A 21,428-nucleotide genomic window follows, 5' to 3' on the forward strand; every position below is an offset into this window, starting at 1 on the left:
GTCTATCGTTATCTCAGCGGCATTCCGCAGCTCCCGGAATCCCCTGGCTAGGGGGGCGGCGGCACGACGGGGTATCCTTCGAGCGGACGGCGAGGCTCCGCGGGAGGGGCGGATGGCAGCGGAGCCGAGGGGACGGGGCGGGCCCTCGGCCTTGGTGCTGCCGGGCGCGGGGCGGGCGCCATCCTTTCAGCGGGAGGGGGGCTGCGGGTCCCCAGTCCGAAGTCGGTCGCGGCTCCGGCCGCCATCCCGATAGGGAACAGGGGCGCATCCAGACCTCCGAGATGCGGGGGAACGGGGGGCGGCTCGCCGTAGGGATTCCACCCCACGGAGGAATAGTAGGCGGAGATGGTGAAGGCGTACATGGTCCGAAGCAGCTGCTCCTCGGTAGCGTCCGCGTCGCACAGACGCAGCCGCACCGAGACGATGCCGCCGGGCGTCAGGATCGCCGGCTTGTTCGGCTCGATCCGCTGCCACGCATAGAGGCATACGTCTCCTGCTGCGGAACGGCCTGTGGCGAAGCCGAACGGACCATACTTGTTCTGGACGTAGAAGAGGGACGTCCGCATATCGACGCCCGGCACGCGCTCGTCCATCTCGCTCTGAATGCGATCCGGCGAGATCGGCCTGATCTTGAGGACGTCGTCGTTTTCCGACGGCACCTCCAGGTCGTTCACGAGGCTTACATAGAACGCATTCTGCCCCACCGCCGCCGAGGCCGTGGACAGGGCGATCTCCTGCGAGACGCCATTCCTGTAGGTGCGTTGCAGGACGGCCACGACCGCCGGACCGCCCGGCGGCGGCAGGATCAATGCCTTTGAGGCAGGCACCTCGGTCATGGGGGTGGCGAAGCGAAGTTCGGATTGCGTCGAGCATCCCGCCAGCACCGCCGGAATCGCAATCGACAAAGCCTTGAACGCGCCGACAACCCTGCGGGCCGACCCGCGGGGGCCGTCGCGCCGGGGCCGGGCGTCCGGGACTGTCGAGGTGATGCCGATGTGAAACAACATGTCTATGGCGGGGCTGGCGTCGACCGTCAGCTGAGACGACCGCAACGAGAAAAAGGCTGCATGGCGGTCTCCCCTCACCTCGGCCGGATGAAATGCCTAACTAGACATGGCCAAACATGGTTAACGAAGGGTGAAACTTTCCTTAAAGACAGGTGCGATCCACGATTTCCGCCGTGGGTGAGCGCCCCAACGGAACCGCCACGGAACCGGCGTGGTCCGTGGCGGCAGATTGATGGGGAACTCGAAATTCGAATCGGCCCGCAAGGGGCCGACCGATCAGCGAAGGGAACGGACGATCTCGCAGAGCGCCTCCACGACGATCCGGCTGATCGCAGCTCCCTTCTCGGCCGATGCGAGGCTTGGGTCGCCGACCACTCCCGACCCTCCCGAAATCTCCGCCATGGTGCGGAAGAGGGAGCCGCGTCCTCCTCTGAGCAGGTCGGAATTCGCCCAGTCGTAGGTCATGACGTGGCTATGGCCGGGGATCCTGTCCTTGCGGACGGACGTCCCGTCGATGTGAAGCATCAGCGAGGTCTCGAACTCGCAGGCATGCCCGACGCCCCCGAACCCGCTCTCCTGCACCTTCGCCAGGGCGTCGGTCGCAATCCGCCACCAGGTCAGGAGGCCCACCCGGCAGTTCCGGTGGCGCGCGCCGAAGCTCTCCACGATGACCTGGCCGATGCCCTGATTGCCGCCATGGCTGTTGAAAAGGAGGATGTTCGTGAAGCCATGGGCGGCGACGGCGGAGAGGATGTCGGACACGTAGGCGAGCAGGGTCTGATGCTGCACCGTGAGCGTGCCGGGGAAGTCCATGTGATGCTCGGAGGCGCAGACCACGACCGGTGGCAGAATGAGCACGCTCTCGCCAAGCCTCCTGTCCAACTCCTCCAGAAAATGGCCTCCGATGCGCGCATCGGTATCGAGGGGCAGGTGCGGGCCATGCTGCTCGATGGCCGCGATGTTCATGACGACCGGGATCGTTCGATCGAGACGGCCGATCTCCTGCGACGTGAGCTTCTCCCATCTCATGGCCTTGCCGCCCAGAGTTCGATTTCCACGACGAAGTCCCTGAGAAGACCGGCCTGAACGGCGGTCCTGACCGGGAGAGGCCGAGGCATCATCTCGGCATAGACCTCGTTGAAGGCGGGCCAGTCGTCCAGGTCCTTCAGGTAGACATTGACCTTGAACACGTCTGCGAGACCGCAGCCGGCATGGCGCAGCTGTTCCGCGCAGTTCTCGATGGTTGCTCGCGCCTGTGCGCGAATGTCCGTCCCGACGGTCCTGCCATCGGGGCCGGTCGCCGCCTGACCCGAGATCACGACGATCCGGCCGGGGGCGACCTCGATGACGGGAGAGTAGGGGCCGTGCCCCGGGGGCTGCGGCGCCGGAACGGTCCGCTTGACGGTCTCGGGCGCGGGGATCGTGCGGCCCATGGGATTCGGAAGGTATCCCAGGAAGCCGGCGATGCGCCACCGGCCTTCGACCTGCCTGCAGAAGTACTGCGTCTGCCAGCGCAGGGTTACGCTCTCGCCGTCGTCCAGGCGGATGGTGCCGTCGAACTTCTTTCGGGCCAGCGCGAAATCGCCCAGGATCTCGATGTCCCGCAGGCTGGTGAGATCGAAGATGGACCTGCGCAGCTTCTCGTCAGGGATCCGGCCCTTCAACTCCTTCGCTCCCGCGAGCCAGGCCTCCCTGTAGCGGGCGATGTCCGCATAGGTCACGCGCCAGCTGTCTGGGTTGTCGGAGAAGCGGGCATCGATTCCGAAGAAGACATCCGCAGCGAAATCCCGGAAATGCGCGTCCCAGTCTCCGGCGACGAACGCCTCGATGTCGCGGCGGACCAGCATCTCCCAGATGGCATGGCGGGCCGTGTCGGCGGGGGAAAAAGGATTCGTGTCGCTCATGATGCGTCGCCTATCGAATCGTCCGCTCGGAGACCTTGAACCGGCGGATCGCCTCCTCGTCGAGCTCGATTCCGAGGCCCGGTCCGTCCGGAAGCCGGACATACGGCGGCTCGATGACGAGCGGGGTCTCGAGAAGATCGTGGGAGCGGATCATGCGGCCGAAGATGTCGCTCGGCCAGACGCAACTCGCCGCCGCGGCGCTCTGGTGCACATACATCGCCTCCAGAATGCCGAGATCCACCTCCGAGCCGTGCCAGCAGGGGAGGCCGGCCGTGGCGGCGAAGTCGGCGAGAGTCTTGAACTTGGCAAGGCCACCGTTGAAGTTGAAGCCGTCGACCGCGCCATGGGCGACGGCGTTGACCGCTTCGTAGGGGCGCTGTCCCTGGAAGACATAAGGCAGCGACACGTGCAGGGCGATCGGTATGGCGCTGAACTGGCGAAGATGCGCGTAATCCTGGATCATCCAGCGCTGGATCGGATCCTCGAGGAGAAGAACGTTTCCGATCTTCTCCAGGTCCCGGATGATCGGCCGGGCATTCCCCGCATTCTCCCAGCGCTGGTTCGGGTCGAAGATCACCTTCATCCCCGGCGCATGCTTCTTGATCTCCACGCACCAGGCGACGACGTCGTCCTCCAGGTCGCACTTGAACTTGATGCAGTCGAATCCCTGATCGTGATACTGCTTCACCCAGGGGCCGATCTCGTCCACGGTGCGATGGCTGGACCAGGCGCTGATCTTTACGCGGTCGCGGACGGCGCCTCCGAGGAGGCGATGCAGGGGAATGCCAAGCGATTTCGCATAGGCGTCCCAGATCGCGCATTCGAAGCCGTCATATTCCCTGCACAGGGCGATCGGGAGATCCTGCAGCGGCAGGTCCGCGATGCTCCGGCCGAGAAGCATCGCCGAGACGCTCTCGACGACCGACCAGTTGTGATCCCGGTAGAACTCGGACAGGCCGACCGTTCCGTCCTTCAGGGTCATTCGAAGGATGAGCTTCGGCAACTCGTCGAACTGCACGGACCAGGCCTTCTTGCCGCCGACCGGCAGCATGTGGAGCGGCTTGCTCAGGCTATCGGAGTTGATGACGCCCGGATGGGCGGGAACGATCACTTCTTCGTAGTCGAAGCGGACAATGGTTTTGGCGTTGGAATCCATGGTGCACCGGCGTGGAGGAGCGAGGCGAGCTTAAGTGGAAAAAAGTAGTTAAACAACGAATTTTGTCGTAAAGGACAGGGTGCGCGACCTGATATTTTTATTGTGCTACATTTCATAGGCATTGCGGGCGTGGAGGCGAGCGGATGAGTCGGATCATTGTGGTCACGGGGGGCGCGGGCGATATCGGCCGGGCCTTGTGCGCGCGATTTCTGAGAGACGGGCATCGCGTGGCGATTCTGGACAGGGATGCGGGCGCCTTGGATCGTGCCGTCGATGCGCTCGGGCCATCGGAGAACCTGCTCCCCGTCGTTGCGGACGTAACGGACGGAGTGTCCGTCCGAGGCGCCATCGCGCAGGTGGAGAAGACTCTCGGCCCCATCGGCGTTCTCGTGAACAACGCCGGCGGCGTCGTGAGTCCGACCTTGCGGACGACATCGGAGGACGCGTGGCTTTCCGACATCGAACTCAACCTCAATGGTGCATGGCGCTGCGCCAGTGCGGTCCAGGACGGCATGATCGCCAGACGCAGCGGGACGATTCTCAACATCTCCTCGGTCAATGGATTCGGCATCTACGGCTATCCCGCCTACAGCGCCGCCAAGGCAGGTCTCGCCCAGCTGACCCGCTTCCTGGCGGTGGAACTCGGCGCCTATGGCATTCGCGCCAACGCCATCGCCCCCGGAAGCGTCAAGACCCAGGCCTGGAAGGCCCGCGTCGAACAGAACCCCGAGATCTTCGAGCGTCTGAAACGCTGGTATCCCTTGGGCGACGTCTGTGTTCCCGAGGACATTGCCGGCGTCGCCGCCTTTCTGCTCGGCCCGGATGCACGCATGATCACCGGGGTCGTGCTTCCGGTCGATGGAGGACTCTCCGTGGGCTCGGCCACCATGGCACGGGAGTTCTGCGGCGCAGATTTTTAGAGCATCGGACGAGAATTCGAATTCTCGTCCGATGCTCCAGGCTTCTGATTGCGCGCATCTTTTCGGGCATAACCGGTTCCCGCTTATGCTCTCGATGCTTAGAGCATTTTCAGGAGAAGTGGGAACCGGTTCTCAGTCCGAAAATGCGGCAAACCAAGAGCTTCTGAGCGAAGTGCGATTCCATCGAAGCGCAAACCGCTCTAGTCGCCGATGGGTTGCGCTTCCGTGGGGCCGTGGAGCGCGAGGAGCGTCCGCCTGATCCGGTGGAGCCTGCGCGCCGATTCCGGTCGCGTCATGGCGCCGACGAGGGCCGACAGGCAGTCGATCACGAGCAGCTGGCCGTAGCGGGTGCGGTTGGGAAAATTGAAGTGGACCTCGTCCCCCGGGATCGCGAGAGGGAGGAGGAGCGTCGCCTTCCTCGCCAGCGGGCTCTCCGGCAACGTGACGGCGATGACGGCGGCGCCTCGGCTCGCGGCGGTGCCGGCGGCCTCCACGAGGGAGCTCGGCTTGCCCGTGACGGAGAAGATGAGGAAGGCATCGTCCTTCTCGGCAATGGCGGCGAGCATCTGCTGCTTGTAAGGATCGGCCGAAGCCGTCGCCGGCAGCCCGAACCGGAAGAGACGGTTCTCCATCTCCTGCGCCATGAGGGCCGAGCTGCCGCCGACTCCGAGGCAGACGATGCGGGAGGCGTGGGCAACCACCGTGGCGGCCTCGCTCAGCGCGTGCTCCTGAAGGCTCGCGAAGGCGGTGCTCAAGGCCTCCATTCCGGATTGGTAGACGCGCTGCGCGGTGGTCCCTGCGTCGCCGGATTGAACCTTTCGCTCGGCCTCGATGTACATGCGCCCGACGGCGAAGTCCTGCGCCAGACGCATCTTGAAATCGCTGAAACCGTCGCAGCCGAGCCGGCGGGCGAAGCGCATCACCGTCGGCTCGCTGACATTCGCCTGGGCGGCGAAGGCCTTGATGCTGGTCCGCGTGGTCGCTTCGATATCCTGCAGGACCAGGTCGGCGACCCGCCGCTCGGCCTTCTTCAGCGAGGGGGCGAGCTGCTCGATGGTCTCGATCAGGTTGGTGGGGCGGTTCATGGGGCCTTCGCAAGGGGCGCCTGGCGAAGCCGGACGCCGAGATAGGTTCTGTCGTCGGCCCAGGCCGATTCCGTCGAGCCCTTCGGGGATGGATAGAGGATGACCTTCGAAGGGTCTTCGCGCTCCGCCTCCGCGAAGGCCGTTTCCCAGGACGCGACGCCGAAGCCCTCGCCGAGCCGGAAATAGCCGTCGGAATAGATCTCGATCGTGTCGATCGTCTCGATGGGGAAGCTTTCGATGCGGATCAGGCTCTCCGGCACCGGGAAGCCGTCGAGGCAGGGATAGCCGAGGACGGTGGAGGCGTCATTCTGATACCGGCCCTGGGCATTGACGATCCCGCCGGTGACGAGGTGCTCGATCAACGGGGCGGGCACGTGCGGCAGGTCCCGCACATTCGCCTGGATGGCGCTTTGCTCGATCCGTGCCAGGTCCTCGGGGCCGAGCAGACCCTCGAAGGCATCCGCCGCCTGACGCGTCCCATGCCATGTGATGCGGCGGGAGAGCTGCTCCTGAACCATGCGATCCCGGACCTTCGCGCCGATCACGGGCCAGGCCTGGCGCCGCAGGGTCGACGTGATGAGGTCGAGATCCTTCTCCATCCGCAGGACGGTCGTGCCGTTCAGGCGTACGCCGCTGTCGCCCACGAGGATCACGTCGAGGGTCCGGTCCCTGACCAGGACGAGGGCGAGAGCCGCCGAGAGGCGCAGATTCCAGTCCTCTCGCACCTTCTCTCCCATGCCGTGGGCCATATAGGCCGCCTCGATGGCCCGGGTCAGCTCCCGGACGATAGCAGGTCCGTCGTGGGAAGGATCGGGCGCGCTCAGCATCCGCTCGAGCGCGCCCTGAACGATCAGAGCCGCATACTGGCCCGACAGCATGCCGTGATAGCGTGTCCCCAGGCGGTCCGTGACCCCGTCGATGACCGCATAGGCGCGGCCCGGCAGGATCACGAGACGATCCTCATTGGTGTGAGGCCTGGACGGGTCCTTGGCCTCGGAAAACGCCTCGATCAGCATGCTCGTACTGCCGCTGGGATCCCGGTTCCGGCCTCAGCGGTTCTGAAGGGCCGCCTTCCATTTGGCGATCCATTCGTTGCGGTGCTGAGCCACCTTCTTGATGTCGTAGTCGACCAGCTTGATCTCGCTGATCGGCTTCAGGCCGGCGCCGGTCACGTCCTTCCGCACGGAACGGCGTCCGATCTCGGACACGAGCTGCTCCTGAACGGGTTTCGACAGCAGCCAGTCGATGAACACCTTGCCGTTCTCGGCATGCGGCGCGCCCTTCACCAGCGCGACGCCGTCGGCCACCGTGGAGGAGCCGTCCGCCGGATAGACGATGGCCACGTTGCCGCCGCCCTTGACGTAATCGAGGGCGTTGTCCTCGAGGGTGAGGCCGACCTGAGCCTCGCCGTCGTTCACGTAACGGGGAACGGCGCCGGAGGAGTCCGACAGGTTCATGTTGGCGAGGATCTTGTTATAGACGTCCCATCCCTTGTCGCCATAGGCGATCAGGACGGTCGCGAGCTGCTGGAAGGAGGAACCGGAGGAATCCGCGCGCGCCGAGGAGATCTTGCCCTTCCACTTGGGGTCGCCGAGTTCGGCCCAGGTCTTGGGATACTCGTTGGGCTTCAGCTCCTTGTTGTTGACCGCCATGACGAGGAGGATGCCCGTGTAGGGGATCCACTCGGGGCTCACCTTGTAGGTCTGCAGGATGGCTGCGTCCTCCTTGGGGGTGTAGGTCTGCAGCAGGTCCTTGTTGTCCTCCAGCTGCTCTCCGCCGATGCTCCAGATCACGTCGGCCTTGGGCGCCGAGGACTCGGCCTTGACGCGCTTGATGATGTCGCCGGATCCGGCCTTCACCACGTCGACCTTGATCCCCGTTTCCTTCTCGAATTTCGGGACGAGCGCGTCGACGATGGAGGCCTTGTGGGCCGTGTAGACGACCACCGACTTGTCCTGAGCCATCGCCGTGACACTGAGCGACGCCAGCAGGACGCCGGCCGTCAAACCCGCTTTGAGCATTCCTTCCTCCCCGGATTAAGTAGCAAAGCTACGCCATGTTGCTGAAACCTGGAAGTTTTGTAAAGTCGCGGAACCTCGGTATGTAGTTATACAAAAAAGGAGAAGGGGCGTGGCGGAACTGAGGATCCAAGGGCTGGCCAAGAGCTATCGGGACGTGAGGGTCCTCGAGAGCATCGATCTCGCCATCGCCTCCGGCGAGTTCTTCACCCTGCTCGGCCCGAGCGGATGCGGGAAGACCACGCTCCTGAGAACCATCGCCGGCTTCCAGCACCAGGATCGGGGAGAGATCATCGTCAACGGCCAGCGGATCGACGGCAGACCTGCCCATAAGCGGGATATCGGCATGGTGTTCCAGGACTATGCGGTCTTCCCCCATCTGACGGTGGCCGAGAACGTCGCGTTCGGACTTAAAGCCCGATCCCTGCCCAAATCGGAGATCGAGGCACGGGTTGCGGAAAGCCTGAAGATGGTGCGCCTCGACGGGTACCAGTCTCGGCTTCCCGCGGAGATGTCGGGCGGCCAGCAGCAGCGCATCGGTCTGGCCCGCGCCATGGCCATTCGTCCGACCCTGCTCCTGATGGACGAGCCCCTGTCGAACCTCGATGCCAAGCTGCGCATCGAACTGCGGGAGGATATCCGCGACATCCAGAGGCGGCTCGGGATCACCACGATCTACGTCACTCACGACCAGGAGGAGGCGCTCGCCGTTTCGGACCGCATCTGTGTGATGTACAAGGGGCGCGTGGAGCAGATCGGGACGCCCTTCGAGATCTACCGGCACCCGGTCCGCCGATTCGCGGCGAGTTTTGTCGGAACGATGAACTTCATTCCCGCGAAGCTCGAGGCGGGGCGCCTCGTGGTGGGGAGCCAGTCTCTCGCCTTTCCAACCGGCACCGCAAGCGGTGCCGTGGAGCTTGCGATCAGGCCCGAGAACGTCCGCTTGGGGCGGCGGGAGGACGGCGGGAACGCCGTCGCCTTGCGCGGCGAGGTGCGGAAGGTCACCTTCCTGGGGCGCGAGGCTCATTACACCCTCTCGACGGAAGCGGGGGAGGTGGTCGCTCAGGTCATGGATCCGAGCGCCGATTTCATCGCCATGGAGGGCCGGTCCGTCGAAATCCTCCTGCCTCTCGACAAGGTCGCCCTGTTCGACCGCGACGGCAATCTCGTGAAGTCGGGACAGGTCCGATGACGCGGCGTGTGCGGTTCGATCTCTGGTCCGTCGTCCTCTTCGCTGCCTGGGCCATTCTTCTCGTCCTCCTCGTCTGGCCTCTGTCCTCCATCCTGAGGGCCAGCCTCATCGACAACGAGACGGGCGCGTTCTCCCTCGTCCATTACGTGGACATCTTCACGGTCAGGACCTATCAGCGCGCGATCGGCAACACTTTCATCGCCGGCTTCGGCGGCATGGCCGGAGCGCTCCTTCTCGGCGTCACGCTTGCCTTCGTGACCACGCGGTTCCACATCATGGGCCGCGCCGTCATCCAGACGCTGGCCGTCGTCGCTCTCGTCTCGCCTCCCTTCATCGGCGCCTATGCCTGGATCGTGCTGTTCGGTGCCAGCGGCGTCGTCAGAAAGGGGCTGGCATCCATCGGGATCTTGATCCCGCCGATCTATGGAATGGCCGGCGTCATCCTCGTGTTCAGCCTCAAGTTCTTTCCGCACGTCTTTCTCATCACGTCCGGGGCCCTGGCCTCCATCAACCGTTCCGTGGAGGAGGCTGCCGAGAGCCTGGGCGTACCGCCCTGGAAGCGGCTGTTCACGGTCACCTTCCCGCTCATTCTTCCGGCCATTTCGGCGAGCGCCCTGCTGACCTTCGTCCTGTCCATCGCCGATTTCGGAACGCCCCGCATCATCGGGCGCGACTTCAACGTGCTGGCGACTGAAGCCTTCACTCTGTTCGCAGGCGAAGTGGGCGGCAACCCCGGCATGGCCTCGGCCCTGAGCGTCGTCCTGATCGTGCTCTCGATGATCGTGGTGTTCGGCCAGCGCTGGCTTCTGCGGAAGAACGTCTACTACAGCAACCTGATCAGGAAGCCGGAGCGGCAGCGGGTGAGGGGAGTGAAGGCCCTCGGCCTGCACCTGCTCGCCTACACGATCGTGTGCCTGGGCGCTCTGCCGGCTTTCATCGTGGTGCTGTTCTCGTTCCGGCGTACCAGCGGTCCGGTGTTCCAGCCCGGTCTGAGCCTGCAGAGTTACGAGAAGGTGATCGCAACCGTTTCCGATCCGATCTGGAACACGCTGATCTTCTCGTCCATGGCGGTGGCCGCCATCGTGGTCAGCGGCACCCTGATCGGCTACATCATTTCGAGGCGGCCGAGCCTCGCGACCGGCGCGCTCGATGCGCTTCTCATGGTGCCCTATATCGTTCCGGGCATCGTGATGGGCATCGCCTTCATTACGCGCTTCAACGATCCGCCGCTCGCGCTGACCGGGACCGGGCTCATCATCGTGCTTGCGATCTATGTGCGGCGTCTGCCCTATTCGGCCCGCTCCGTCGCAGCCGCGCTCAAGCAGGTCGGTCCCAATCTCGAAGACGCCGCCGTCAGCCTGGGTTACGCGCCCGGAAAAGCCTTCCTGAAGGTGACCGTCCCGCTCATCCTCCCGGGAATCCTCGCCGGGGCGCTGATGAGCTTCGTCACGGCCATGAACGAACTCTCGTCTTCCCTTGTGCTCTATGTGGGCCGGACGATCACCATGCCGGTCCGCATCTACCTGTCGGTGATGGACGGAGAATACGGCACGGCTTCGGCGCTCTCGACCATTCTTCTGACCATGACCGTCATTGCCGTCTATGCGGCGTTCCATCTTTCCGGAAGGAAGGAGAGCGCGCTGCTGTAGGCCTCCCGATCCATGGCTCCAGGGGCGCGCTTTTCCAAAAGCGCGCTCCTTTCCTTTCATTCCTGTCTTGCGCCTAGCGGCAGGGCGGCATAAAAGCATCCGGTTCGGCTGGCAGGCCCGTTCTTGCCGCCGACCCGGCGCGGCCTCTTTTCCCCAGTTTCATTTCCTCCTGCGCTCCATGGGCGTGGGCCGTCGTCTCTTTGGCGGCCGGCAGGCCGCCGTTCTGCGGAAGACATTTCCATGAAGTCCTCGTTTCTTCGCAACGCGCTGGTTCTCGGCATGCTGTCGGCCATCGGGCCCTTTGCCATCGACATGTATCTCCCGGCATTTCCCGCCATCGCGCGGGATCTGCAGGTCGAGATCGGGGCCGTCCAGATGAGCCTGATGAGCTTCTTCCTGGCGGTGGCGGTCTGCCAGGTCATCTACGGTCCGGTGTCCGACCAGGTCGGACGCAAGCCCCCCATCTATTTCGGGCTCGTCCTGTTCATCGCCGGAGCCATCGGGTGCAGCTTCGCCAGGAGTGCGGAGATGCTGATTGCGTTCCGTTTCCTGCAGGGGGTGGGCGCCTGCGCCGGCATGGTCATCACGCGCGCCATCGTCCGCGACCTTCATACGGGCGCCGAAGCGGCGCGCCTGATGGCGACCACGATGCTGGTGTTCAGCGTGTCGCCCATCCTGGCGCCGCTGGCGGGCAGCGCGCTGACGGAATTCTACAGCTGGCGGGTGATCTTCTGGGCGATTGCCGGCATCGGCCTCGCGGGCCTCGTCGTCGTTGCCGCCCTTCTGCCGGAGACGCGGGGAAGGAATGCGAACCGTCGCAGCGTCATCGAGGTGGCGCGCGCCTATGGCGGGTTGTTCAAGGACCGGCGGTTCCTTGGACTCGTCTTCATCGGCGGGCTCGGGCAGGCGAGCTTCTTCGCCTACCTGGCCGGATCCTCCGTGGTTTTCATCGAGCATTATGGGTTGACGCCGTCCCGCTACAGCCTCGTCTTCGCCTCCAATGCCATCGCCTTCATCGGCGGAGCGCAGTTCAACAGCACCCTCATGCGCCGCTTCGGCGCGGAGCGCGTGGTCCGCGTCGCGATCGCGGTCTTCGCAGCTCTGGCGACCCTGCTGCTCGTCCTGACCCTGTCCGGGATCGACAGCCCTTATGTTCTCTGGGGGCTGCTCTTCGCAGCCTTCGGTTCGCTCGGACTCGTGATCCCCTCGACTGCCGTTCTGGCCCTCGAAGCCCATGGCCCCATCGCAGGCACGGCCTCTGCGCTCATGGGAACGCTTCAGCTCTGCACGGGGGCGGGCATGATCGCCCTGGTAAGCGCCCTGTTCGACGGCACGCCGCGTTCGATGGTGGAGGCCATCGCCTTCTGCGGCTGGGGCGCCTTCACCTTAAGCCGGCTGCTGCCCAGGCGGCCGTCGCAGTCCCGTGAGGAGCGGAGGCCTGCCGCGCCTTCGCCCTGATCCAGTCGCGGAAGGAGCGCACCAGCGGGGCTTCCGCCTTCGGCTCGGGATAAACGAGATAATAGGCCCCGCTGCTGATCAGGCTCTGGGAGAAGAGGATCGTCAGGCGGCCGGATGCGATCTCGTCCGCAATCAGGAAGTGCGGGATGAGTCCGACGCCCAGCCCTGCGACGGCGGCCTGGGCGACCATGGCGAACTGCTCGAAGCGCGGGCCGCGCAGGGCGTTGCCGATGTCCACGCCGGCTCCGGCGGACCATTCCGCCCAGGCCGTGGAGCGCGTGCTCTGCTGGAGAAGGGTCGCCCGGGCGAGATCGGCCGGCGAGCGGATGTTCTCCCGCTCCCGGTAGTCCGGGCTGCAGACCGGCACGCATTCCTCGTCCAGCAGATGGTCGCAGAGAGCCCCTGGCCAATGCGGCTGGCCGAAATGGATTGCGGCATCGAAGGGTTCGGCCGCGAAGTCGAACGGAACGAGACGGACTCCGAAATTCACCGTCACGTCCGGGTGCAGATCGAGGAATTCCCGCATCCGCGGAATGAGCCAGCGCGTCCCGAAGGTCGGAAGGACCGCGAGGTTGAGGACGCCGCTCGTTCCGGAGAGGGCGATGGCCTGGCGGGTCGCATCCGACAGCTCGGCGAGGGTGTTGCGCACGTGGGTGGCGTACATGCGCCCCACATCGGTCAGAACCACCCGTTGGCGCGTGCGGCTGAACAGGGATACCCCGAGGGCGTCCTCCAGCTGCTGAATCTGCCGCGAAACCGCGCTCTGGGTCAGGTTGAGCTCCTCCGCGGCCCGGGAGACGCTTCCATGGCGGGCCGTCGCCTCGAAGGCGAGAAGGTTGCCGACACTGGGGAGGAAACCGCGCCTGAACACCTGATCATTCCGATTTCGAATAACCTGCTTCGAAGATGTCGCTTTACTTCCCTGCCGTCCAGGGCAATTTTCGCGCTCGAATTCATGAAGTCCAGCCGCACCTCGCCCTTCGGGGTGCTCGAAGAAGAAGGATCGCAGCCATGGCCGGCGCCGACGAACTCGCAAAACTGAAGTGGGACGATCCGCTCCTGCTCGAAGACCTGCTCACCGACGACGAGCGGATGATCCGCGACACCGCACGCGCCTATGCCCAGGAAAAGCTTCTGCCGCGGGTGATCGAGGCCTACCGCGAGGAGCGCACCGATCGCGCGATCTTCAACGAGATGGGCGAACTCGGCCTTCTCGGCGTCACCCTGCCGGAGGAATATGGCTGCGCCGGCGCATCCTACGTCGCCTACGGTCTCGTCGCCCGTGAGGTGGAGCGGGTCGATTCCGGGTATCGCTCCATGATGAGCGTCCAGTCCTCGCTCGTCATGTATCCGATCTATGCCTATGGCTCGGAGGAGCAGCGCCGGAAGTACCTGCCCAAGCTCGCCTCCGGCGAATATGTGGGCTGCTTCGGCCTCACCGAGCCGGATGCAGGTTCCGATCCGGCCGGCATGAAGACCCGCGCCGAGAAGATCGACGGCGGCTATCGCCTGACCGGCACCAAGATGTGGATCTCGAACTCGCCCATCGCGGATGTGTTCGTGGTCTGGGCGAAATCGGCGGCCCACGACAACCAGATCCGCGGCTTCGTGTTGGAGAAGGGCATGAAGGGCCTTTCGGCGCCGAAGATCGGCGGCAAGCTTTCGCTCCGCGCCTCCATCACGGGCGAGATCGTCATGGACGGCGTCGAGGTCGGCGAGGATGCGCTGCTGCCGAACGTGTCGGGCCTGAAGGGTCCCTTCGGCTGCCTGAACCGCGCCCGCTACGGCATCTCCTGGGGCGCCATGGGCGCGGCGGAGGATTGCTGGCACCGGGCACGGCAGTACACTCTCGACCGCAAGCAGTTCAACCGTCCGCTCGCGGCCACTCAGCTGGTGCAGAAGAAGCTCGCGGACATGATGACCGAGATCGCTCTCGGCCTTCACGCCTCCCTGCGGGTCGGCCGCCTCTTCGACGAGGGGCGCGTCGCACCGGAGATGATCTCGCTCGTCAAGCGCAACAATTGCGGCAAGGCGCTCGAGATCGCCCGCGCGGCCCGCGACATGCACGGCGGCAACGGCATTCAGGAGGAGTATCACGTGATGCGCCATGCGCAGAACCTGGAGACCGTCAACACCTACGAAGGCACGCACGACGTGCATGCCCTCATCCTGGGCCGTGCGCAGACCGGGCTGCAGGCGTTCTTCTGAGCTGGGGCGGAAGCATCATGACGAAGCCGCTCGAGGGGCTCAAAGTCCTTGAACTCGCCCGGATCCTGGCCGGCCCCTGGGTCGGCCAGCTCCTCGCGGATCTCGGGGCCGACGTGGTCAAGGTCGAGCGCCCCGGAGCCGGGGACGACACGCGCGGCTGGGGTCCGCCCTTCATCGAAGGGGCCGATGGGGAGGATCTCTCGGCGGCCTACTTCCATTCCTGCAATCGGGGCAAGCGTTCCATCGCCGTCGATTTCGAGACCCAGGAAGGGCAGGACCTGGTCCGCAGGCTCGCCGCCCATGCGGACGTGGTGATCGAGAATTTCAAGGTCGGCGGGCTGAAGAAGTACCGCCTCGATTACGAGAGCCTCAAGGGCGTCAATCCGCGGCTCGTCTACTGCTCCATCACCGGGTTCGGGCAGAACGGGCCTTACGCTTCGCGGGCCGGCTACGATTTCATGATCCAGGGCATGGGCGGGATCATGGACCTGACCGGCGATCCGGAGGGCGAGCCCCAGAAGATCGGCGTCGCCTTCGCCGATATCTTCACCGGCGTCTATTCCGTGGTCGGCGTGCTCGCAGCCCTGCGCCGCAGGGACCTGACGGGCGAGGGGGCTCATCTCGACATGGCGCTCCTCGACGTCCAGACGAGCGTTCTCGCCAACCAGGCCATGAACTATCTCGCCTCGGGCAAGTCGCCCCGGCGCATGGGCAATGCCCATCCCAACATCGTCCCCTACCAGGTCTTCCCCGTTGCGGACGGGCATGTGATCGTGGCCGTCGGGAACGACGGGCAATATGCCCGCTTCGTCGAGGTGCTCGGGCAGCCGGAACTGGCCCGGGACGAGCGGTTCAGGACCAATGCGGGGCGGGTGCGGCACCGTACCGATCTGATCCCCCTGCTCACCGAACTGACCCTTGGGATGACGCGGGAAGCACTTCTGGCGGCGCTGGAGGCGCAGGGCGTTCCGGCCGGTCCCATCAACACGGTGGCCGACGTCTTTGCCGACCCGCAGGTGATCGCGCGCAGCATGAGGGTCGATCTGCCCTCCTCTGCCGCAAAGGGAGGAGCGATTCCCTCCGTGCGCTCGCCCATCGTGATCGATGGGGAGCCTATGGCCGCGCGGCGCCCGTCGCCGCGCCTCGGCGAGCATACGGACGAGATCCTGAACGACCCGGCCTGGATGGCTTAAGGCTTATTGTCCTTCGGGGCCTGTTCGGCAATACCGTTGTCGAGCAGGCGGTTGATGGCGCCGACGATCCGCTCGCGATCCTGGTCCGAGAAGGGGCTGATGTCGTGCATCTCCATGCTGCGCAGGCCCTCGACCGCGAGCCATGCCACGATGCTGGCATCGACGTCGTCCGAGGTGCTCCTGAGCTTTTCCAGGGTTTCCCTCACGACGCTGCGCACCGGCTCCAGAAGGCGCGGGTTCTCGGAGGAGGCGGCGAGCATGCCGGTGGCAATCTCTTTCATCTTTCCGCCGCCGCACATCTTGAGGAGGGCGGAGGTGCACAGCCTGGCTTCAAGATTGCGCTTGGGGGGCAGCTGCCTCCTCAGCGCCTCTTTTTCCAAGGAAACTTCATCCACGAGACGCTGGATCATCGCCTGGAGGAGTGCCTCCTTGCTCGGGAAATTGTAAAGAAGTCCGCCCTTGCTGAGTCCGGCCCGTTCCGCGACCGCATCGAGGGTCAATCGTCCCGAACCGATTTCACTGACGAGCTCGGCGGCCGCATCGAGAATCTTCTCTCGGGAACTCCTCCGGCCCCGGACACACGCGAACATCCGCACCTCTTGCACTAAACCGTCCAGACGGTATATAAAGTGCGCCGCGGCATTGGCGTCAAGGGCAAGTTGCGCTACAGCCGCACCCTCCACATTCAGATAGGATCCGATTCTTCGGTCCTCCAAGCTCTCGGAACAAGCCCATGAAACGGCGCATCGTAGTCACCCTTGTGTTCATCCTTGCGATTGGACTCTGCGCCGGGCTGGTCTGGTTCAATTTCTTCAAGGACAAGATGATCAAGGACTTCTTCGCCAACATGAAGGCGCCGCCCCAGGTGGTGTCCTCGGCGAAGGTGGAGTCCAAGACCTGGACCCCGGCCGTGAGCGCCATCGGAACGGCCCGCGCGGCCAATGGGGTCGAGCTGTCGTTCGAGACCCCGGGCATCGTCAAGGAGATCAAGTTCAAGGCGAACCAGAACATTCGCAAGGGCGAGGTGCTGGTGCAGCTCGACGACACCGTCGAGCGCGCCGACCTCACGGACGTGCAGGCCGCCGTGAAGGTGGCCGAGAGCAACTTCGAACGGGCGAAGACCCTGTCCTCCCGCGGCTACGGGACCGAGGCCAATTTCGACCAGGCCAGTGCGGCGCTGGCGGCCGCGCGGTCGAGGCTGGCGCGTCTCGAGGCGACCATCGAGCAGAAGGCCCTCAAGGCCCCGTTCTCCGGCGTGATCGGCATTCCGCGGATCGACATCGGCCAGTATCTGCAGCCGGGCACGGTGATCGCGAGCTTCCAGGATCTCTCCACCATGAAGGTCGACTTCACGGTGCCCGAGCAGGAGGCCAGCAAGATCAGGCTGGGCCAGGAGGTTCGGGTGGGCGTTGCGGACAACGACCTGCGCTTCACCGGCCAGATCACGGGCAAGGATCCCCGGGTGGATCCCAAGACGCGCCTCGTCTCCGTTCAGGCGACCGTCGACATCGAGAAGGACGGAAGCGTCCTTCCCGGCCAGTTCCTCCATGTGGAAGCCATTCTTCCGCCGGAGCCCAACGTGATCACGATTCCGCAGACGGCCGTCATCACCAGCCTTTACGGCGACTACGTCTATACGGTCGAACCGGAAGAGAAGGACGGCCAGAAGGTCGACGTGGCGAAGCAGGTCTTCGTCAAGACCGGCCGCCGTCGCGGAGGCGTGGTGGAGATCATGTCCGGGCTCCAGCCGGGTCAGCAGGTCGTCGCCTCGGGCCAGAACAAGCTTCAGGCGGGGGCGACGGTGAAGATCAACAACACGATCGACCTGACCAAGATCGGCGCGACGAAGCTCGCGACCGGAGAATAAGGCAGCACGCCCATGAGTTTCACAGAACTCTTCATTCGCCGCCCGGTCTTGGCCATGGTGGTGAGCCTCCTGATTCTGCTGCTCGGCGCGCAGGGTCTGATGAGCCTCCAGGTCCGTCAGTACCCGGAGGTCGAGGAGACCACTATCACCATCACGACCACCTATACGGGCGCAAGCGCCGATCTGATGCAGGGTTTCATCAGCACGCCGATTGCCAAGGCCGTGTCGAGCGCCGAAGGCGTCGATTACGTGACCTCTCAGAGCCGCCTCGGCCTGAGCACGGTCTCCGTCCGCATGCGCCTGAATACGGACCCCAACGCAGCGCTGACGGAAGTGACCGCCAAGGTCCAGACCGTTCGCGCCCAGCTGCCGCAGGACGCGGAGGATCCGGTCATCGTCAAGGGCACGGGCCAGACCTTCGCTCTCATGTACCTGACCTTCGCCAGCTCGGAGATGAACCCCGAGCAGGTCTCCGAATTCCTGACGCGCGTCGTGCAGCCGCGCTTCGCGACCCTGGAGGGCGTGGGCTCGGCCGAGATCCTCGGCGGGCGCGACTTCTCCATGCGCATCTGGATCGACCCCGTTCGCCTTGCGGCGCGCGGCGTGACCGCCGGCGACGTGGTGACCGCGGTCCGCTCGAACAACTTCCTCGCCGCGCCCGGCAAGACGCAGAACGAGTTCGTAGCCTATGCGCTCGAGATGCAGACCACCTTCCAGACGCCGGAGTCCTTCGGCGCGCTTCCGATCCGCTCCAACGGCGACCAGATCGTGCGCCTGCGCGACGTGGCGGACGTGGAGCTGGGTCCGAAGAGCACCGACACGAAGGTGAGCTTCAACGGCAAGGAGGGCACCTTCATCGGCATCACGCCGACCCCGTCGGCGAACCCGCTGACCGTGGCCGAGGAAGTGACAAGGGCCATCGATGCGATCAGGCCCACGCTGCCCAAGGGCATGACCGTGCAGATCGTCTACGACGCCTCCAACTTCATCTCCGCCTCGATCGAGGAGGTGTTCAAGACCATCGGCGAGGCGGCTCTCATCGTCATCGTCGTGATCCTGCTGTTCCTGGGCTCCTTCCGCTCGGTCCTGATCCCCATCGTCACGATCCCGCTGTCATTGGTCGGCGTCTGCTTCGTGCTGTACGTCCTCGGATACTCGATCAACCTTTTGACCCTTCTCGCGATGGTGCTCGCCATCGGTCTCGTCGTCGACGACGCCATCGTGGTGCTCGAGAACATCCATCGACACATCGAGGAGGGACTGAGGCCGGTCGATGCCGCCATCGTGGGCATGAAGGAAATCTTCGTGCCGATCGTCTCGATGACCATCACGCTCGCGGCCGTCTATGCCCCGATCGGGTTCACGCAGGGCCTCACCGGGACCCTGTTCCGGGAGTTCGCCTTCACCCTGGCAGGGGCGGTGATCATCTCCGGCATCATCGCCGTCACCCTGTCGCCGATGATGTCCTCCAAGCTGCTCAAGCCCCATGGCCACGGAGGCCAGACGGGCTTTGCAGGCGTCGTCGACCGGACCTTCACCCGCGTGGAGAACTGGTACGCCAGGCGGCTCAAGGGCTCCCTGGATTATCGCTATGTGACGCTCACCATCGTGGCGGCGCTCCTGGCGACGACGGTGTTCCTCTTCGTCAAGACGCCGTCCGAACTGGCGCCCGAGGAGGATCAGGGCGCCTATCTCGGCCTCGTCAATGCTCCGCAATACGCAACCGCCGACTACACCCAGGCTTTCGCCAGCCAGTTCACCAATGCCGGTGAGAAGATCCCGGAGATCGACGACTCCTTCCTCATCGTCGGCATCGATGGCGGCGGAGGCGGCTTCGTCGGCTTCAAGCTGAAGGAATGGAGCGAGCGGAAGAAGAAGGGAGTGGTGACGAAGCAGGAGATTCAGAACCTCCTCAACGAGAACGCGGGCGTTCAGGCCTTCGTGTTCGCGCCGCCTTCCCTGCCGGGTGCCGGCGGCGGCCTGCCGATCCAGTATGTCCTGCGCACCATCGGCGATCCCGCCCAGGCCTATGAAGTGGCCGAACGGGTCAAGCAGAAGGCCATGGAGACCGGCAAGTTCATCATCGTCCAGAACTCCGTCACCTACCAGACGCCCCGGGCGCGGATCGTCGTCGACCGCGACCGGGCGGCGGCAATGGGCGTGCCGGTCAGCGAGATCGGCAATACGCTCGGTGCGCTCGTCGGTGGAGCTCCCATCTCCAAGTTCGACCGCGACAACCGGAGCTACGACGTCATCAGCCAGGTTCGGCAGGTCGACCGACTGAACCCCGAGCGCCTGGGTGCATACTACGTGCGGGCCGCCGACGGCTCGATGGTGCCGCTCTCCGCTCTCGTCCGTATCCAGACGGATGCCTCTCCCGCGTCGATCGAGCAGTTCAACCAGCTCAACTCGGCGACCCTGTCGGCCCTGCCGCTGCCCGGCGTGACGACGTCGGAAGGCCTCCAGACCCTCCGCTCGATCGCCCGGGAAATCATGCCCCAGGGCTTCTACGAGGATTACGCCGGCCAGTCCCGGCTGGAGGTGCAGGAGGGGAGCTCCATCGCGCTCGCCTTCGGGCTGGCGATCATCGTGATCTATCTGGTGCTTGCGGCGCAGTTCGAGAGCTTCCGCGATCCGTTCATCATCATGATGTCGGTTCCCCTGTCGATGTTCGGGGCCATGATCTTCCTCAATCTGGGTCTTGCGACCTTGAACATCTATACGGAGGTCGGCCTGATCACCCTTGTGGGGCTGATCACGAAGCACGGCATCCTGATGGTCGAGTTCGCCAACGAGCTCAAGGAGAAGCAGGGGCTGAACCGGCGCGAGGCGATCCAGGAGGCGGCCCGGGTGCGTCTGCGGCCGATCCTGATGACGACCGCCGCCATGGTGCTGGGCGTCGCTCCGCTGCTCTATGCCAGCGGCGCGGGAGCGGCGGCCCGGTTCTCCATGGGTATCGTGATCGCGTCCGGCATGTCCATCGGAACGATCTTTACGCTGTTCGTGGTCCCGATGTTCTACACCTTCATCTCCCATGAGCGGCGAAGGGGAGCGGTCGAGGAGAAGAGACAGCCCGCTTCCCGTCAGGCGCTGGCTGCGGAGTAACGAGAAAGGCCGGGCGAACTGCCCGGCCTTTCCGTTCGGTTGCCTCGAGCGAGAAGGGCGAGGGGCCGCCCTGACTTCTTACTTGGAGCTCATCTCTCCTTCGACCTCGATGAAGGGCGAGAGGGACTTGAAGCCGGCTTCTTCGGCCGCTTTCCGGATCGCCTCGGCCACCTCCTTCGAATGGACCTCCACGGTCTGGCCCGTCTTCGTGCAGACGAACATGACCTTCATGGCGTTCACATCCGGCTGACCGTGCGAGACGATGTAGGAGTTCTGCGTCGCAAGACGATGGACCAGTCCTGCATCCCGGAGGAAATCGAGGGCCCGGTAAATGGTCACCGGAGCAAGGCGTTTCTTGTCGCTGCTGAGCCGGTCGACGAGGTCGTACGCGCCGACGGGTCCGCCGCTCTGGACGAGTTCCCGATAGACGCGCTCGCGAATGGGGGTCAGGCGCAGATTGTTGGCACGGCACAGATCGTCCGCACGCTGGAGGAGCATCTCCTCTTCTTCTTTCCGGTTGGCTCGAGCGTTCATACCTGGCTCCTGTAATTTCGATTCCTACATGTTCATATAGGTAAAGCTCCGCTTGTACAATGTGGTATCGTTGCAATTTTTGCTTGCAATGTTGCATAGAGACCTATGCTGGAGCGCGAACTCCCTTCCGGG

18 protein-coding genes are annotated in these 21,428 nt (G+C 64.6%); 8 read left to right on the forward strand and 10 right to left on the reverse strand.

Going from position 1 to position 21,428, the window contains the following annotated elements:
- Positions 1-47 precede the first annotated feature (47 nt).
- The 4 genes from bcsN to GDR74_RS03145 all read right to left on the reverse strand — a co-directional run bounded on the left by bcsN (position 48) and on the right by GDR74_RS03145 (position 4,067).
- The gene (bcsN, locus tag GDR74_RS03130; protein ID WP_152584941.1) at positions 48-1,007 is read right to left on the reverse strand and encodes a cellulose biosynthesis protein BcsN; all 960 of its coding nucleotides are present in this window, start codon (positions 1,005-1,007) and stop codon (positions 48-50) included.
- 276 nt (positions 1,008-1,283) lie between these two features.
- Positions 1,284-2,036, reverse strand: coding sequence for a creatininase family protein (locus GDR74_RS03135; RefSeq protein ID WP_152584942.1), 753 nt, complete (start codon positions 2,034-2,036; stop codon positions 1,284-1,286).
- On the reverse strand, positions 2,033-2,911 hold the full coding sequence (locus tag GDR74_RS18560; protein ID WP_152584943.1) for a Rid family hydrolase: 879 nt from the start codon (positions 2,909-2,911) through the stop codon (positions 2,033-2,035). The genes GDR74_RS03135 and GDR74_RS18560 overlap by 4 nt, the downstream gene beginning before the upstream one ends.
- Before the next feature lie 10 nt (positions 2,912-2,921).
- The gene (locus GDR74_RS03145) at positions 2,922-4,067 is read right to left on the reverse strand and encodes a mandelate racemase/muconate lactonizing enzyme family protein (protein WP_152584944.1); all 1,146 of its coding nucleotides are present in this window, start codon (positions 4,065-4,067) and stop codon (positions 2,922-2,924) included.
- 143 nt (positions 4,068-4,210) lie between these two features.
- Between GDR74_RS03145 and GDR74_RS03150 the strand changes: the two genes are divergently transcribed.
- Entirely contained in the window at positions 4,211-4,987 is a 777-nt protein-coding gene (locus tag GDR74_RS03150) for an SDR family oxidoreductase (RefSeq protein WP_152584945.1), read from the forward strand.
- 200 nt (positions 4,988-5,187) lie between these two features.
- Here the strand turns inward: GDR74_RS03150 and GDR74_RS03155 are convergent, their stop codons facing one another.
- The 3 genes from GDR74_RS03155 to GDR74_RS03165 are packed head-to-tail and all read right to left on the reverse strand — an operon-like array spanning position 5,188 to position 8,093.
- On the reverse strand, positions 5,188-6,072 hold the full coding sequence (locus GDR74_RS03155; protein WP_152584946.1) for a MurR/RpiR family transcriptional regulator: 885 nt from the start codon (positions 6,070-6,072) through the stop codon (positions 5,188-5,190).
- Positions 6,069-7,088, reverse strand: coding sequence for a hypothetical protein (locus GDR74_RS03160; protein ID WP_152584947.1), 1,020 nt, complete (start codon positions 7,086-7,088; stop codon positions 6,069-6,071). The genes GDR74_RS03155 and GDR74_RS03160 overlap by 4 nt, the downstream gene beginning before the upstream one ends.
- Before the next feature lie 33 nt (positions 7,089-7,121).
- Positions 7,122-8,093, reverse strand: coding sequence for an extracellular solute-binding protein (locus tag GDR74_RS03165; RefSeq protein WP_152584948.1), 972 nt, complete (start codon positions 8,091-8,093; stop codon positions 7,122-7,124).
- A gap of 109 nt (positions 8,094-8,202) precedes the next feature.
- Here GDR74_RS03165 and GDR74_RS03170 point away from each other — a divergent pair, with 109 nt between their 5' ends.
- The 3 genes from GDR74_RS03170 to GDR74_RS03180 all read left to right on the forward strand — a co-directional run bounded on the left by GDR74_RS03170 (position 8,203) and on the right by GDR74_RS03180 (position 12,389).
- Positions 8,203-9,282, forward strand: a complete 1,080-nt coding sequence (locus GDR74_RS03170) for an ABC transporter ATP-binding protein (protein ID WP_194164611.1) — start codon at positions 8,203-8,205, stop codon at positions 9,280-9,282.
- On the forward strand, positions 9,279-10,931 hold the full coding sequence (locus tag GDR74_RS03175; protein ID WP_152584949.1) for an ABC transporter permease: 1,653 nt from the start codon (positions 9,279-9,281) through the stop codon (positions 10,929-10,931). The genes GDR74_RS03170 and GDR74_RS03175 overlap by 4 nt, the downstream gene beginning before the upstream one ends.
- Before the next feature lie 240 nt (positions 10,932-11,171).
- Positions 11,172-12,389 (forward strand): multidrug effflux MFS transporter, encoded by a 1,218-nt coding sequence (locus tag GDR74_RS03180; RefSeq protein ID WP_152584950.1) that lies wholly within the window; start codon positions 11,172-11,174, stop codon positions 12,387-12,389.
- On the opposite strand, the gene GDR74_RS03185 is transcribed toward GDR74_RS03180, so the two are convergent.
- Positions 12,313-13,260, reverse strand: coding sequence for a LysR family transcriptional regulator (locus GDR74_RS03185; RefSeq protein WP_152584951.1), 948 nt, complete (start codon positions 13,258-13,260; stop codon positions 12,313-12,315). The two genes, GDR74_RS03180 and GDR74_RS03185, sit on opposite strands and share 77 nt — an antisense overlap.
- Before the next feature lie 140 nt (positions 13,261-13,400).
- Between GDR74_RS03185 and GDR74_RS03190 the strand changes: the two genes are divergently transcribed.
- Both GDR74_RS03190 and GDR74_RS03195 read left to right on the forward strand, forming a co-directional pair.
- The gene (locus GDR74_RS03190) at positions 13,401-14,597 is read left to right on the forward strand and encodes an acyl-CoA dehydrogenase (protein ID WP_152584952.1); all 1,197 of its coding nucleotides are present in this window, start codon (positions 13,401-13,403) and stop codon (positions 14,595-14,597) included.
- A 17-nt stretch (positions 14,598-14,614) separates the two neighbouring features.
- On the forward strand, positions 14,615-15,790 hold the full coding sequence (locus GDR74_RS03195; protein WP_152584953.1) for a CaiB/BaiF CoA transferase family protein: 1,176 nt from the start codon (positions 14,615-14,617) through the stop codon (positions 15,788-15,790).
- On the opposite strand, the gene GDR74_RS03200 is transcribed toward GDR74_RS03195, so the two are convergent.
- On the reverse strand, positions 15,787-16,380 hold the full coding sequence (locus GDR74_RS03200) for a TetR/AcrR family transcriptional regulator (protein WP_152584954.1): 594 nt from the start codon (positions 16,378-16,380) through the stop codon (positions 15,787-15,789). The two genes, GDR74_RS03195 and GDR74_RS03200, sit on opposite strands and share 4 nt — an antisense overlap.
- Positions 16,381-16,523: 143 nt before the next feature.
- On the opposite strand from GDR74_RS03200, the gene GDR74_RS03205 reads away from it, so the two are divergent.
- Together GDR74_RS03205 and GDR74_RS03210 are read left to right on the forward strand one after the other, a co-directional pair.
- Positions 16,524-17,657: an efflux RND transporter periplasmic adaptor subunit gene (locus GDR74_RS03205; protein WP_152584955.1), complete on the forward strand. Its 1,134-nt coding sequence runs from the start codon at positions 16,524-16,526 to the stop codon at positions 17,655-17,657.
- A gap of 12 nt (positions 17,658-17,669) precedes the next feature.
- On the forward strand, positions 17,670-20,762 hold the full coding sequence (locus tag GDR74_RS03210; protein WP_152584956.1) for an efflux RND transporter permease subunit: 3,093 nt from the start codon (positions 17,670-17,672) through the stop codon (positions 20,760-20,762).
- A gap of 78 nt (positions 20,763-20,840) precedes the next feature.
- Here GDR74_RS03210 and GDR74_RS03215 read toward each other — a convergent pair whose 3' ends face one another.
- Positions 20,841-21,296 (reverse strand): Fur family transcriptional regulator, encoded by a 456-nt coding sequence (locus GDR74_RS03215; protein WP_152584957.1) that lies wholly within the window; start codon positions 21,294-21,296, stop codon positions 20,841-20,843.
- Positions 21,297-21,428: the final 132 nt, after the last annotated feature.

This window comes from Microvirga thermotolerans, assembly GCF_009363855.1.
In the GTDB taxonomy this organism is placed as follows: Bacteria; Pseudomonadota; Alphaproteobacteria; order Rhizobiales; family Beijerinckiaceae; genus Microvirga; species Microvirga thermotolerans.